Here is a 14,359-nt window from a genome sequence, read left to right as displayed (position 1 = left end):
TCATTGTTCCTGTGTGTTTTTGGCTGCAGCCAAGCGCATTTTTAATGTTGTATCAATCGCTGAGGTAATTTGCTCAGTAGACGGCTTTTCACCATTCGCATTCATCACGATAGTATGCGCTTCATAGAGAGGGGTGTAACGAAAGGGAACCGTAGCATAAAAAATTCCCACCGTTGGTGTGTGAGTTGATATTGCCACGTTTCGGATGCCCGTATCGGGGGCAATCACCAGAGTCGCTTTCGCAATGAAGGTGACTAAGTCATCAAGAGGCAAACATGGTTGAATCGTTAACGAGCCATTGTCGGCTAGGTCTTGTAAATACTCACCTTTTTCAAACTCATTCTTTCCTTCAAGAAAGACATGTTTCACATTCGGTTGTTGTTGAATGGTTTGCTCAATCACTGCCCGCATCTCAGGCTTAGTTAAAATTTTGCGCAGTTGGGAGGCACCACTGAAATAGACGATATACGGAGCGGCATGATCGCAGATTTGTCTATTGTCAGGGTAAGCAAAATCAAGCGGATAACTCGGGTTGTGGCCAAGGATTTTCAGCATGTCGAGCATGCATTCCACTTCCGGTTGAAAATCAGAGCGAAAGACTGCCAAGTTATACAAAGTGCCACATAAAAAGGGTTTGTAAGGAAAGCCCACTTTGAGTTTCGCTTTAGTCAGTAATGTCATCCAGTAAGAGCGATTCGTTCCTGCCACATCAAAGATAATGTCTTGTGCTTCCAGTTGGTTATAGTCTTGCCATTTTTGCCTGAGTGACAGCTGTTTTGAATCATCGCGGCTTTTCATTATTACTGTTTTGTCCGCTAGGTCTGAGGGGGTTCCATAGAGGTAGTTTGACACGGTGACCAAGGTGATTTCGGCATTAGGAAAGAACTTTCTAGCCTCAACTAAAAAGGGGCGCACAATGACTTGGTCGCCAAGCGCTGCATGACGAATGACAGCGGTTTTCTTAACTGCTAGAGGGTTAAAATGGTCATTTAAGTATTGGCGTGCCGCTTTCGAAGCATAAGCACCTTTTTCAAACCAGAGGTGTTTCATGAATCTTTTCCAATAAATTTATCTAAAGCTTTAATGACTTGTGCAGGTTTTAGTTGATTTAAGCAATTTAAATGTTCTAACGGACATACTCGCTTAAAGCACGGACGACATTCGATCTCTGTATGTACGACTGCCAGTTTATCCGTCAGTGGTGGTGTATATTTGGGAGAGCTTGAACCATAAATTGCCACAATGTTACAACCAACAGCGGCTGAAACGTGCATTAAACCAGAATCGTTACTGACCACAGTATGGCAAGCTGCAAGAAGATCAACGGCTTCGATGAGGGAGGTTTCTCCGGCGAGATTGGCGCAGTATTCCCGCTGTTCTTCACTTAAAGCCTGTTGAATTTGGGTGGTGACGGAGTGATCTTTTGCTGAGCCAAAAAGCCATACTTGAAAACCTTGCTCAATAGCATAACGAGCGACTTCAGCGTAGTAATGATCAGGCCAGCGTTTCGCGGGGCCAAATTCTGCACCAGGACAGAGTCCAATGACGGGACGTGATGAGACTAAGCTGAGTCGCTGTCGAGCGGCTTGCTGCACGATGGCGTCGATGACGAGTTTAGGTCTTGGGCAATGTTCTAACGAAACATCGGCAAGCATTGTGGCTTTTGGGTGAGCCAAAGCAACATACCTTTCCACCATATATTGGAAAACACGCTTATCTGGGCGCAAATCATTGAGTAAGCCGTAGCGAAATTCCCCTTTCCAGCCGGTACGTTTTGGAATGTTAGCAAACCAAGGGATCAAGGCTGATTTAGCTGAATTAGGCAGCACAATGGCATGGGTATACCGATTATCGCGCAGCTCACACCCAATCGCACGTCGCCCAAGCAGATTGAAAGCACCGTGACCTATGGTCATTTCAATCGCTTGATTGACCTCAGGCATGCGTTCCAAAATGGGCTTACACCAAGCAGGAGCTAAAACGTCAATTTGTGCATCAGGATGCTGTTGTTTTAGGCGCTGGTACAAGCTTTGTGACATGACCATATCGCCAACCCAAGAAGGGCCAATAACAAGAATTTTCATCAATTTTTTGCTCTTTTGGCTGCGATGTAAGCATAAAAAATTGCCACCATAAAGCCATAAAAAGTTCCAATAAGGTTGGCTTGTAGTGGTGCTTCAGTTAAACAGAAAATGATAAACCCAAAGGCAAAAAGGTATCCAGTTTGGCTGATTGGAGAGCCTATTTTTCGATAGTCGTTTAAAAATACCCCAAATGGTAAGATAAGCATCGCGAAAATCGCCAGAATTCCCAATGTTCCATTACTAGCTATAGCTTCAAAATACTGGCTATGTGCATGACCTCTGGGCACCGTGCTCGTCCATTCATCCACTTTTCCTTCTTTAAAAAGTTCAATATTTAAGCTTTCTCTTTCCGAATACGTAGTACCCCAAATTGGATTGTGTTTAAATGCTTCAACAGCGGCATACCAGAGTTGAAGTCGCCCCCCTGATGAAGCTGCAGCGTGAATATTGTTACTGGCAATGCTGGATATTTCAAAAATTGTAAAATCAACCCGTTCTTGTATACGCGGTGAAAATTGATAACTGACTGAGACTAATAAAAAACTGATTAGAGTAAAAACAAGGGTTTGCTTAAATTTTATTTTTCTTACATTGACGATAAAGAACAAGATGAAAACAAAGAGTAGCGTTAAAATGGCTCCTCTTGTTAAGGTTAAGATTGTCGCCACTGTTGCAGCTACAACTGAGAGATACAAATAATATTTGAATCTTGTTTGTGTAAATGACAAGCCAAAAGATAAGATAGCTAAAGCTGCTGCGAGATAACCGAAGTTGATACTAAATAGAAAACCATCAACGCGTGGCATGTTTAATATGAAAAATTGATAAAAAGCAAACGCTAAAGCACCAAAAGAAGCCAATATGGTTGATGTGCATAGTGTGTTATCTAAATTTGCGCCTTTGGAAATTTCATTCTTAATGAAAAAGTACATAGGTATACATAACAGAGCACGAATGCCTGCATCTAAATATCTTAAAGTATCACCATCAATAATGGTAATTGGTAAGTTTGACAAAAAATACGCACTCAGGGTTATAAGAGGAATAATGTCGAATTTATTAAGGTTTAAGCCATTTTTAATTAATTTAACACTAGAGTAGAGAGTCAGTAATCCTACCGCTACAACAGAAAATCCCGGTGTAATTAAAAGTAGTGAGATAGTAAGGAAAATTGAGGTTTTAGTTATTTTATTATTCATTTTAATAGCTCAGGGTCGTGTTCCAACTAATATTGTCTTTGATTTTTCTCGCTGGGTTGCCCGCGGCAATGCAATACTGGCCAATCGATTTTGTTACCGTAGAATTGATGCCAATAATCGAACCAGAACCGATATCCACTCCTTTTAAAATAGTGACGTTATCCGCAAGCCATACATGAGAACCTATATAAATACTTTTAGCCGGATTAATCCTTTTTCCATCACGTAAAATATCATGTCCATCACTGGTCATTAGTTTTACATTGCGCGAAAACATACATTCCTTACCAATCACTAATTTTGTTCCGGATTCTCGGCATGATAAAAAACAATTTTCGCCAATCACGCAATTTTCGCCAATTTCTAAGAGGCAATTGTTGCCATTGAGCTCGATAGAGACGCCTTTTAAATTTGCACCATTATGGATAATCAGTTGGTTATTATTACCATTAACATAAATGTCGCAATAGCGGATACGAGTATTTTTACCTATTTGAATCTTGTTGTTAGGTTTTACCCGAATTTTATTACGTAATTTTGCAATTAAACCAAAGCCAGCCATCTGCAACCTCTTATTATTTTTTGTTCATTTTTCTAAATAGATAATTCCCTTTCACTTTTCGCCACAGACCAAAAGTGTCGGTTCTTGGAAAAATCGCAATCCGACGAATTTGATAGGGATCTTGATGCATCAAAAGTGGACCACTGTTGGTCGCTACGGCAAATGGGTAACCCAGATCCTGAGCCAGTTGTTTAGAGGTTGCATCATGGTCACCATAAGGATAAGCAAAGGAGGTCAGTGGCTCTCCGATTAGCGCTTCAAGTTCGAGTTTGTTGCGCAATATTTCTTCGCGTTGTTCCGATTCACTGAGCTTACTCAAAAAGGGATGAGTCATCGTATGACCACCAATCTCTACTAATCCAGAGTCATGTAACGCTTTAACTTGCTCCGGTGACATCAAAGGGACCACTTTTTCAGGGTTGTCACTCACTTCGACATCCCAGCGATTAAAATTCTCGCCAGTCACCACATACACCACGGCTTTAAATTGATACTTTTTGAGCAGTGGCAGTAACAAGTCATAGTTGTCGCGATAGCCATCATCCACGGTAATTATGATAAAACGCTTACCTGGTTGTAAGCGATGAATAAATCCCTTCTCAGAGAGATCTTTGAAGGTCAGAGTTTCAAAGCCCATCTTTTTAAGCAACTGAAAATGTTTCTCAAGCTGCTGAACATGCAAATAAGTACCATGTACACCTTTTTCGCTGTCATCACGAATAAAGCGGTGGTACATGATGATGGGGACTTCTCGTTGTAACTTGTTGACATAAAACGTTTGATAAAGGTTTTCAAGCTCATTCACAATCACTTGTAAATCATAGTTAAGCTTGATCTGTTCAGTGATCTCTTGAGTGCAGTGCGGTTGACTTAGGCCTTGCTCAATCAAAGCGGGGATTTGCTGGAAATCTATCGCCAGATCGTGTGGACCGATGTCGCCAAAATTGGTTGCCATGGCTTGGTTTAGATTATCCAGTTCGATAATCCCCACGCAGCTTGCTTCACCAATCGCAAGGGTCGGGCGGCCACATAGGAGTGCCTCCATCGCGACTCGTCCTGCACCAATCACCAAATCTGATTGAGCCATGATCTGTTCAACGTTGGCGCTGTAGCCGGGAAATGAGACTTTATCTTGCAGTGCGCTAAAACGCTCAGTTAACGGTGTACCTGTGATCACTTGTACTTGGTAGCGGTCGAGGTCTAAACACTCGGTTAGCAACCTATAGCAAAGTTCACCTTTAGGGCCACTGAGTCGGCCAATGATAGAGATAACTGGCTTAGGATTATTGGGTGCTGCGCTGCGTTTAAAGATACTTGTTTCTATCCCATTACGGCTTACGTGCAGTTGGCTCTCCGGTACATTGAGATCTTTGATTAATTGCTCTCGTATCGCTTCACAAACCGGAAGCGCTTTATCTCCCATTGCATGGAATTTTTTGCGCGAAACATGTACCGGTTGACGACCATGGACCGTGGTAACCATAGGGGTATTAGTCAAGCGGCAGGCAATATGGCAACTCCAGCTTGATGCTCGTGAGTGAGCATGGACTAACTGGATCTGATGTTTCTTGATCAGGTAAACCAGATAGGCGACATGCCAAAAGCGCCGCGGGATGCTGCGTTTATTAAAGCGCAGTTTAAAAAACAGGCCATCGTGAGCTTTGGTGAGCGTATCGGAAACATAAAATACCTGATGGCCACGTCGAGTGAGCTCATTACCTACACTAGTGGCATACACCTCAGCTCCCGTTACTTCGAGTTGGGATAGGGCCATCAAAATATTCATCTAAACTCCAATTTCCACATCTGATAATACACCCCTTACAGGGCTAATTTCTTACATATTCTCTTTTGGAAGGTAATTCATCTATCCCCTCTACAAAGAGGCAATCCCTTTGTTCCTCCCCCTTTAAGGGGGAGGTTAGGAGGGTTTAAGGGTTTCCCTTACTTACGATTAATCAGCGCCATATATTCAGCGACACCTTCAGCCACGCTCTTGAACTGTACATCACAGCCAGCAGCGCGAAGTTTGGTAAGGTCAGCCTCAGTGAACTCTTGGTAAGCACCTTTAAGATGGTCTGGGAATGGAATGGTTTCGACTTCGCCGCGACCATGGAATGCGATCACCGCTTTCGCCACTTCGTTGAACGATTCCGCTTTACCAGTACCACAGTTAAATATGCCGGATACGCCATGATCTAAAAACCACAAATTGACCGCAGCGACATCGCCGACATAAACGAAATCACGTTTGAAGTTCTCGCTGCCAGCAAACAATTTTGGATTTTCACCCGCGTTCATTTGATTGTTCAAATGAAAGGCAACCGAAGCCATCGAGCCTTTATGCTGCTCACGAGGGCCGTATACGTTGAAGTAACGAAATCCCGTTATTTGCGATAGGGTTTCGTCGTGTTGTTTTGCATCTAGCCATAGGCGGCGTACATAGTTATCAAATTGCTGCTTCGAATAGCCGTAAACGTTGAGTGCACCTTCGTATTGCGGTTCTTCAATAAAGGTATCGGTTTCACCATAAGTGGCTGCTGAAGAGGCATACAGGAAGGGTATTTCACGATCTAAACAGTAGTGCAGCAGCTCTTTAGAGTATTCATAGTTGTTGAGCATGACATATTTGCCATCCCACTCTGTGGTCGCAGAGCAAGCTCCCTCATGAAAAATGGCGTCAATGAACCCAAAATCATCACCGGCCATGATCTGAGCTAGGAAGTCATCTCGATCCATGTAGTCAGCGATCTGTAGGTCAACCAGATTTTTGAACTTACGACCATTTTTCAAATGATCGACGACCAGAATGTCTGTGATACCGCGCTCATTAAGCGCTTTGATAATGTTGCTGCCAATCATGCCAGCGCCGCCAGTTACGATAATCATTATGAATTCCTATAGATGCGAACAGTTGCACGCATTATAGCCTGTCATTTTCTTACTGTAATCACAAAATCTAAGCTCCGCCTTTTGAGGGCTCGCCCTGTAAGGGGTTTTGGTTTAGACTTCGTTGCAAAAGAGATCCTACAGAACGCTATTGGGAGCGAGACCCAAGGGCGGTAGCATACTTGAATGATAACAGCAGGACTCTGATGTTCTTCACTCTGTCGGACCCAATAGCATAAGTTGTTATTGATAATTAAGATGGCTATAAACTACCACTATATTATCAATAACCTGTGTTGCTTAATGCTCCTAACGTATCTATAGATTATTTTGTTGGCTAAGTATTTCCATTTCTATCAATGGTTTATCAGCTTTTCAACAATGCTCTAATCTAGGTTTGAGAACAAATAAAATCATAAAACTAATTGTTGTGAGAGAAAGATGTTTATACCTGTAATTATGGCTGGTGGCTCCGGCTCTAGGCTTTGGCCCCTTTCACGTTCGGCTTTTCCAAAACAATTCTTATCCTTAGATAGCAGTAGTCAGCATACTATGCTACAAGCCACTATTGAGCGTTTACAGGGGCTACCTATTGCTGAACCCATTGTTATTTCGAATGAAGATCATCGTTTTATCGTTGCGGAACAAATTCGTCGTTATGGCAAAAAGTCTCGCATTATCTTAGAACCAGCAGGAAGGAACACTGCACCTGCGATCGCCTTAGCAGCATTTACGGCAATCGAACAGGAGGATGACCCCGTATTGCTAGTATTGGCTGCCGATCATTTTGTAAAAAATAAAAGTGCATTTCAGGCTGCTATTTCACAAGCAGCTCAACAGGCAGAGGCTGGTAAACTTGCTACTTTTGGTATCGTTCCCACCACTCCTGAAACAGGTTATGGTTATATTCACCGGGGTGAAGAGGTTACACAAGGCACTTATGAAATTAACTCATTTGTTGAAAAGCCACAGTTAAATATTGCTGAGCAGTATTTAGCCAGTGGTGAATATTACTGGAACAGTGGTTGTTTTATGTTTAAAGCTTCCGTGTTCTTAAATGAGTTGAAGCAACATTCTCCAGAGATCTATCGCCAATGTGAACTTGCAATGCAAGGCCTTTCTCACGATTACGATTTTATTCGTGTCGGTGTAGAAGAGTTCCTTAAATGTCCTGATGATTCAATCGACTATGCCGTTATGGAGCACACTAAACTAGGTGTGGTAGTATCTATGGATGCCGGATGGAGTGATGTAGGTTCTTGGTCTGCATTATGGGAAGTATCTGATAAAGATGCAGACGGTAACGTATGCCAAGGTGATGCCATTTTAAGTGGCACCTCTAATTGTTATATCTACGCCCCAAATAAACTGGTTGCTGCGGTTGGCTTGAAAGATATTGTTGTGGTGGAAACTAAAGATGCCGTGTTAGTTGCAGACAAAAACCAAGTACAAGAAGTCAAGAAGATAGTTGAACATTTGAAGGCAGAAAACCGAGCTGAATATCGAGAACACAGGGAACGTTATCGCCCTTGGGGTAAATCTGATGCGATTGATAAAGGCGAGCGTTACAAAGTAAACCGTATTACGGTTGAGCCTGGTAAAAAGCAATCATTGCAGATGCATTACCACCGAGCAGAGCACTGGGTAGTGGTCTCTGGTACTGCCAAGGTAACTTGTGAAGGTAATGTTAAAGTAATCACGGAAAACCAGTCCTTGTATATCCCTATTGGTACAAATCATATGATAGAAAACCCAGGTAAGATCCCGCTAGAGCTTATTGAAATTCAATCCGGTTCATACCTAAACGAAGATGATGTAGTACGTTTCGAGGATAAATAAGAGTGAAAGAGTTAACTTGTTTTAAAGCCTACGATATTCGCGGACAATTAGGGAGTGAGCTTGATAATGAAATTGCCTACAGAATTGGTCGCTCGTATGGGCAGTTTTTAAAAAGCGAAAATGACGCAGATAAAACAGTTGTGGTAGGTGGTGATGTTCGTTTAACCAGCGAAGCGCTTAAACAAGCACTAGCTAATGGCTTAATGGATGCAGGTATTAACGTTATTGATATTGGCGTTACTGGTACCGAAGAGATCTATTTTGCAACCTTCTACCTTGGTGTTGATGGTGGTATTGAAGTTACCGCAAGTCATAACCCAATGGATTACAATGGTATGAAGCTGGTTCGTGAAGGTTCAAAACCCATTAGTGGTGATACTGGTTTACGAGAAATTCAAGCTTTGGCTGAAAAGAATGAATTTATGGACGTTGAAGTTAAAGGTAACTACAAAAAGGTTTCTTTACTTCCAGAATATGTAGATCACTTAATATCTTATATTACACCCGCGAAAATTAAACCAATGAAGTTGGTCATCAATTCAGGTAACGGAGCTGCAGGCCACGTGATTGATGAGTTGGAAAAACGATTTATTGAATTGAGTATCCCGCTAGAAATTATCAAAGTGCATCATGAAGAAGATGGTAACTTCCCGAATGGTATTCCTAACCCATTGTTACCTGAATGCCGTGCTGATACCGCAAACGCAGTAAAGGAGCACAAGGCTGATATGGGCATTGCCTTTGATGGTGACTTTGATCGCTGCTTTTTGTTTGATGAAAATGGCGATTTTATTGAAGGTTACTACATCGTAGGTTTATTGGCAGAAGCGTTTTTACAGAAAGAGCAAGGTGCCAAAATTATTCATGATCCACGCTTAAGCTGGAACACCATTGATGTGGTGACTAAGTCGGGTGGCGTGCCTGTAATGTCTAAAACAGGGCATGCATTTATAAAAGAGCGTATGCGCAAAGAAGATGCTATCTACGGTGGTGAAATGAGTGCCCATCACTACTTCCGTGATTTCGGTTACTGTGATTCGGGGATGATTCCGTGGCTTCTGATTACAGAGTTACTTTCCTTAGCCCCGGATATTAGCTTATCTAAGCTGATATCTGCAAAAAGATTTTTGTTTCCATGTAGCGGTGAAATTAATTTTAAGGTCAAGCAGGCAAAGCTAATAATGGAGCAAGTTTATTTACATTATTACGAGAATTCTATACATTTCTCTGCCATTGATGGTATCTCTCTTGAATTTGAAGGATGGCGTTTTAATCTTAGAGATTCAAATACTGAGCCCTTATTAAGATTGAATGTGGAATCTAAACAAAATATCGCGTTGATGAATGATAAAGTTGAAGAGCTTACTAAATTAATTAAGAAATTGGATATTTAACAATGAATAAAAAAGTTGCGTTAATCACAGGCATTACTGGACAAGATGGTTCTTATCTAGCGGAGTTTTTGCTAGAAAAAGGGTATGAAGTACATGGAATTAAAAGACGTTCATCTTTATTCAATACACAACGTGTTGATCATCTTTACAAAGACCCACATGAGGAAGATGTAAATTTCAAACTACATTACGGAGACCTTACGGATTCCTCTAACTTGACTCGTATATTAGCGGAAGTACAGCCAGATGAAGTCTATAACTTGGGCGCGCAGTCCCATGTGGCGGTTAGTTTCCAGTCACCGGAATATACAGCGGACGTAGATGCTATTGGAACTTTAAGGCTACTAGAAGCAATCAGATTTTTAGGTTTGACGAAAAAAACTAAGTTTTATCAAGCCTCAACTTCAGAGCTTTATGGCTTAGTACAAGAAATACCTCAGAAAGAAACTACCCCTTTTTATCCTAGAAGCCCTTATGCTGTGGCAAAGATGTATGCGTATTGGATAACAATTAATTATAGAGAATCGTACGGAATATACGCGTGTAATGGCATACTTTTTAACCACGAATCCCCTAGACGAGGAGAAACTTTTGTAACTCGCAAAATAACTCGGGGGATGGCAAACATTGCGCAAGGGTTAGAAAAATGCCTTTTTATGGGAAATTTGGACGCTCTTCGAGATTGGGGGCATGCTAAAGATTACGTTAAGATGCAATGGATGATGTTACAGCAAGATGAACCTAGAGATTTTGTTATTGCTACAGGTGTACAGTATAGCGTAAGAGAGTTTATTGATATGTCAGCACGAGAACTAGGCATTGAGTTAGAATTTGTCGGTAAGGGTGTAGATGAAAAAGCTGTAGTGAAGTCAGTTATTGGAACGAAAGCTCCTGCAATCAAGGTTGGTGACATTATTGTAGCTGTGGATCCTGCATATTTTAGACCCGCAGAGGTAGAAACGCTGTTAGGTGATCCTAGCCTAGCTAAGAAGGAGCTTGGATGGGTGCCAGAAATTACTTTACAACAGATGGTTTCTGAAATGGTAGCTTCTGATTTAGAACAAGCTCAAAGTCATGCACTATTGAAAAAACATGGCTATAACGTAAATGTATCTGTAGAGTGAGGTCCTTTAAATGATTCCTGTATACGAACCAAGTTTGGATGGAAATGAGCGTAAATATCTAAACGATTGCATTGATTCCGGTTGGGTATCCTCAAGGGGGAAATATATTGATCGCTTCGAAACTGAGTTTGCGGAGTTTTTAAAAGTAAAGCACGCCACAACAGTATCTAATGGAACAGTTGCGCTACATTTGGCAATGAGCGCGTTGGGAATAACTCAAGGCGATGAAGTGATTGTACCAACATTCACTTATGTTGCCTCGGTTAATACCATAGTCCAGTGTGGTGCGTTACCCGTTTTTGCTGAAATCGAAGGTGAGTCTCTACAAGTGAGCGTAGAGGACGTTAAACGTAAAATAAATAAAAAGACAAAAGCAGTTATGGCCGTTCACATATATGGACAAGCTTGCGATATTCAATCTTTAAGAGATCTGTGTGATGAGCACGGCCTCTATTTAATTGAAGACTGTGCAGAAGCAATAGGTACTGCTGTTAATGGCAAAAAAGTAGGTACATTTGGCGATGTGTCAACGTTTAGTTTCTTTGGAAATAAAACCATCACATCGGGCGAGGGTGGTATGGTTGTGTCAAACTCAGACATAATTATAGATAAATGTTTACGCTTAAAAAACCAAGGGGTAGTGGCAGGGAAGCGCTACTGGCATGACCTAGTTGCGTATAACTATAGAATGACGAATCTATGTGCTGCGATTGGTGTTGCTCAGCTTGAAAGAGTTGATAAAATTATAAAGCGCAAGCGTGATATAGCTGAAATTTATAGGTCTGAACTCGCTGGACTACCAATGCAAGTGCACAAAGAGTCTAATGGAACTTTCCACTCATATTGGTTGACGTCTATTATATTAGACCAAGAGTTTGAAGTGCACCGCGATGGGTTGATGACCTTCTTAGAAAATAATGACATCGAGTCTAGACCATTTTTCTATCCTGCTCACACGCTGCCAATGTACGAGCATTTGGCAGAAAAGACAGCTTTTCCGTTATCAAATAGCTACTCTCATCGAGGTATTAATTTACCCAGTTGGCCAGGGTTATGCGATGATCAAGTAAAAGAAATTTGCAACTGTATTAAAAATTATTTCAACTGTATTTGAATATCATGACAGAAAAAAAGAAGCTAGTAGTTTGGGTTCCCTTACCTCCTAATTCATCTTGGCGTGGAGAGGGAATTGCTCAAACAATTGAAAATATTGTTAGAAACATCTCGCCAGAACGTAAAATTGAAATTGTAGTCTCGAGTAAACATGCCGAAATGTTAGTGGGGCTGGAAAAAAGTAACCCTAATATATCTGTTCTCACATTAGGTTTTCGGGGTAAGTCTACTAAAAAAACGATAGGATATGTATCACTAAATGAAGTTGAAAAAGATAGTTTATGGGATTTGGTAATTGCAAAACTGCCAATTATCCCAGCGATTTTCCGAAAGGTTGGGATGTATGTATCCCAACTTGAATATTTATTATCTTTATATATCTACTCTCATCTACAAAGAAGGGGGCGATTCTCAAGCAATAACTGTAGGGTTTGGCTACCTACTCCAATCATCCCGTATACTCATCTTTTGGGTGGTGAAAAGTTCGTTTCATTCTGGGACCCGTTTGTTTTCGAGTATAACAAAGAATTTCCTTTGACTGCTGAATATTTTGTAAAGAAACTGAGTAAGCATTTTTCTAACGCGAGTGCCATTATTACTCAATCAAGAGCAAATAAAGACTATTTAGAAACAGTAATGGGAATTGAATCTTCGAAGATAAATGTAATCTATAATGGTTCTCCAGATTATTCTGAGTTTAAAAAGCAACAAAGTAATCTTTCCTTTTCAGAGGTTTGGAGTAAAAGCGAGTTTTCAGGAGCCTCTAAGAAGGCGGCATTTGAAGCTTTAGTTAATCATCAGCTGAATTTTTCTGTATTATGGAGACTCCTTACGAAAAATAAGGTTTCCAATAGAAAAATTGTTCTCATATCAACCCAAAACCGACCATATAAAGGTTTTGACCAGCTATTCGTGCTAATCAATGAGCTTTGTTTACGAAGAGATAACTACGATTTTATTTTTACTTGCAACGTTCCAACGAAACTAAAAGAGCGGTATCCATCACTTTATGAGAGAATCCATGAAGTTACACGTGTGGATAATTATTTACATGCCTCTCTCTATTTAATGTCAGACATTGTATTGCATCCAAGTAATGTCGAAGGTGGTTTAGGCGCATATCCGCAATATGAGGCCTCTTCTGTAGGAAAGCCATCTTTGATAAATACTGGTCGCCATGTCAATGAAATGGCGGAAGAAGGCTTTGATGTTGATTTGTTATCCTCAAATTTCGTAAATACGAAAGAAACAGTTGATAAAATTGAGAAATTGATAAACTCTGAGGAATATATGAGACAAAATATAGATGCAATTAATAGATTGAAAATTAGTTGGAAAGAATCAGCAAGTAACTACGAAAATGTATTTTTTGGGAATGAAAATGCTTAAAGATATAGTTTCGGTTTTTTATAATTGGCGTATTGTGCATCTATTGGGGGTTTCTACACTTAGAAGTAGATACTCTCGGTCTAAATTTGGACAAACTTGGTTAAGCATCACAATGTTCGTACAAATTCTCTGTATAGGGCTAATTTGGTCTTTAATATGGAGAATGGGAGTAGATGATTATTTACCATATGTCGGTGTTGGACACATAATTTACTTGTTTTATACTCAAACAATTAACGAAAGCACAGGAATCTTCGTTGCAGATGCTCGAGTATACCTAAATGATAGGCAACCTTTTATGCTTTCAGTCGGTGCTCACATATATCGGAACGTGCTGATTCTTCTTCATAATATACCAACCATATTTTTGCTTGTCATATGGTCTAGCTCGGCAAACTTTGAATTTAGTTTTATGTTTGTCATTTCGTTGAGTTTAAGTCTGTTTTTCGTCCTATTTGCTAGCTATTTTTGTGCTGTTATTTCAACGAGATTTAGAGACTTAATCCAGCTGATTGGGCTTTTGATGCAGTTAGCTTTCTTTGTAAGTCCTGTCATGTGGAAAGTAAGCTTTCTACCCGAACAATATCAAAACTATGTGTACATAAATCCATTTGCTTCGCTATTGGAATTAATTAGAAATCCGATAATAGGAATCGACGTTAATCCTTTAGCATTTGTTTCGTTAGTAGCATGGACTTTTATAATTGGTATGGTCAGCTACTTCTCGTACAAAGTACTCGATAAAAAAGTCATTTTTTGGGTGTAG

General features: G+C 40.6%; 12 protein-coding genes. 6 read left to right on the top strand and 6 right to left on the bottom strand.

The window, feature by feature from the left end:
• The 6 genes from T411_RS0118190 to rfaD form a co-directional block, all read right to left on the bottom strand.
• The gene (locus tag T411_RS0118190; protein ID WP_000682097.1) at positions 1 to 1,050 is read right to left on the bottom strand and encodes a glycosyltransferase family 9 protein; all 1,050 of its coding nucleotides are present in this window, start codon (positions 1,048 to 1,050) and stop codon (positions 1 to 3) included.
• Positions 1,047 to 2,084, bottom strand: coding sequence for a lipopolysaccharide heptosyltransferase II (gene waaF, locus T411_RS0118185; RefSeq protein ID WP_000699270.1), 1,038 nt, complete (start codon positions 2,082 to 2,084; stop codon positions 1,047 to 1,049). The genes T411_RS0118190 and waaF overlap by 4 nt, the downstream gene beginning before the upstream one ends.
• Positions 2,084 to 3,283 (bottom strand): O-antigen ligase family protein, encoded by a 1,200-nt coding sequence (locus T411_RS0118180; RefSeq protein ID WP_001060348.1) that lies wholly within the window; start codon positions 3,281 to 3,283, stop codon positions 2,084 to 2,086. The genes waaF and T411_RS0118180 overlap by 1 nt, the downstream gene beginning before the upstream one ends.
• A gap of 1 nt (position 3,284) precedes the next feature.
• The gene (locus tag T411_RS0118175) at positions 3,285 to 3,845 is read right to left on the bottom strand and encodes an acyltransferase (RefSeq protein WP_000896822.1); all 561 of its coding nucleotides are present in this window, start codon (positions 3,843 to 3,845) and stop codon (positions 3,285 to 3,287) included.
• A gap of 13 nt (positions 3,846 to 3,858) precedes the next feature.
• Positions 3,859 to 5,631, bottom strand: a complete 1,773-nt coding sequence (locus tag T411_RS0118170) for a bifunctional glycosyltransferase family 4 protein/polysaccharide deacetylase (RefSeq protein ID WP_001023767.1) — start codon at positions 5,629 to 5,631, stop codon at positions 3,859 to 3,861.
• A 158-nt stretch (positions 5,632 to 5,789) separates the two neighbouring features.
• Positions 5,790 to 6,734 (bottom strand): ADP-glyceromanno-heptose 6-epimerase, encoded by a 945-nt coding sequence (gene rfaD, locus T411_RS0118165; RefSeq protein WP_000587795.1) that lies wholly within the window; start codon positions 6,732 to 6,734, stop codon positions 5,790 to 5,792.
• 441 nt (positions 6,735 to 7,175) lie between these two features.
• Here rfaD and T411_RS0118160 point away from each other — a divergent pair, with 441 nt between their 5' ends.
• From T411_RS0118160 to T411_RS0118135, 6 genes are read left to right on the top strand one after another with little or no spacing between them, the layout of a single operon-like run.
• The gene (locus T411_RS0118160; RefSeq protein WP_001894734.1) at positions 7,176 to 8,573 is read left to right on the top strand and encodes a mannose-1-phosphate guanylyltransferase/mannose-6-phosphate isomerase; all 1,398 of its coding nucleotides are present in this window, start codon (positions 7,176 to 7,178) and stop codon (positions 8,571 to 8,573) included.
• 2 nt (positions 8,574 to 8,575) lie between these two features.
• On the top strand, positions 8,576 to 9,967 hold the full coding sequence (locus T411_RS0118155) for a phosphohexomutase domain-containing protein (protein ID WP_000661577.1): 1,392 nt from the start codon (positions 8,576 to 8,578) through the stop codon (positions 9,965 to 9,967).
• Positions 9,968 to 9,969: 2 nt separating this feature from the next.
• Entirely contained in the window at positions 9,970 to 11,091 is a 1,122-nt protein-coding gene (gmd, locus tag T411_RS0118150; protein ID WP_001036868.1) for a GDP-mannose 4,6-dehydratase, read from the top strand.
• A gap of 10 nt (positions 11,092 to 11,101) precedes the next feature.
• Entirely contained in the window at positions 11,102 to 12,205 is a 1,104-nt protein-coding gene (locus T411_RS0118145; RefSeq protein ID WP_000613529.1) for a DegT/DnrJ/EryC1/StrS family aminotransferase, read from the top strand.
• Positions 12,206 to 12,210: 5 nt separating this feature from the next.
• Positions 12,211 to 13,593, top strand: a complete 1,383-nt coding sequence (locus tag T411_RS0118140) for a glycosyltransferase (RefSeq protein ID WP_000136692.1) — start codon at positions 12,211 to 12,213, stop codon at positions 13,591 to 13,593.
• On the top strand, positions 13,565 to 14,359 hold the full coding sequence (locus tag T411_RS0118135) for an ABC transporter permease (RefSeq protein ID WP_001894739.1): 795 nt from the start codon (positions 13,565 to 13,567) through the stop codon (positions 14,357 to 14,359). The genes T411_RS0118140 and T411_RS0118135 overlap by 29 nt, the downstream gene beginning before the upstream one ends.

This window comes from Vibrio cholerae ATCC 14035, from assembly GCF_000621645.1.
Taxonomy (GTDB): Bacteria; Pseudomonadota; Gammaproteobacteria; order Enterobacterales; family Vibrionaceae; genus Vibrio; species Vibrio cholerae.
This window is presented reverse-complemented; position numbering and strand designations above follow the sequence as displayed.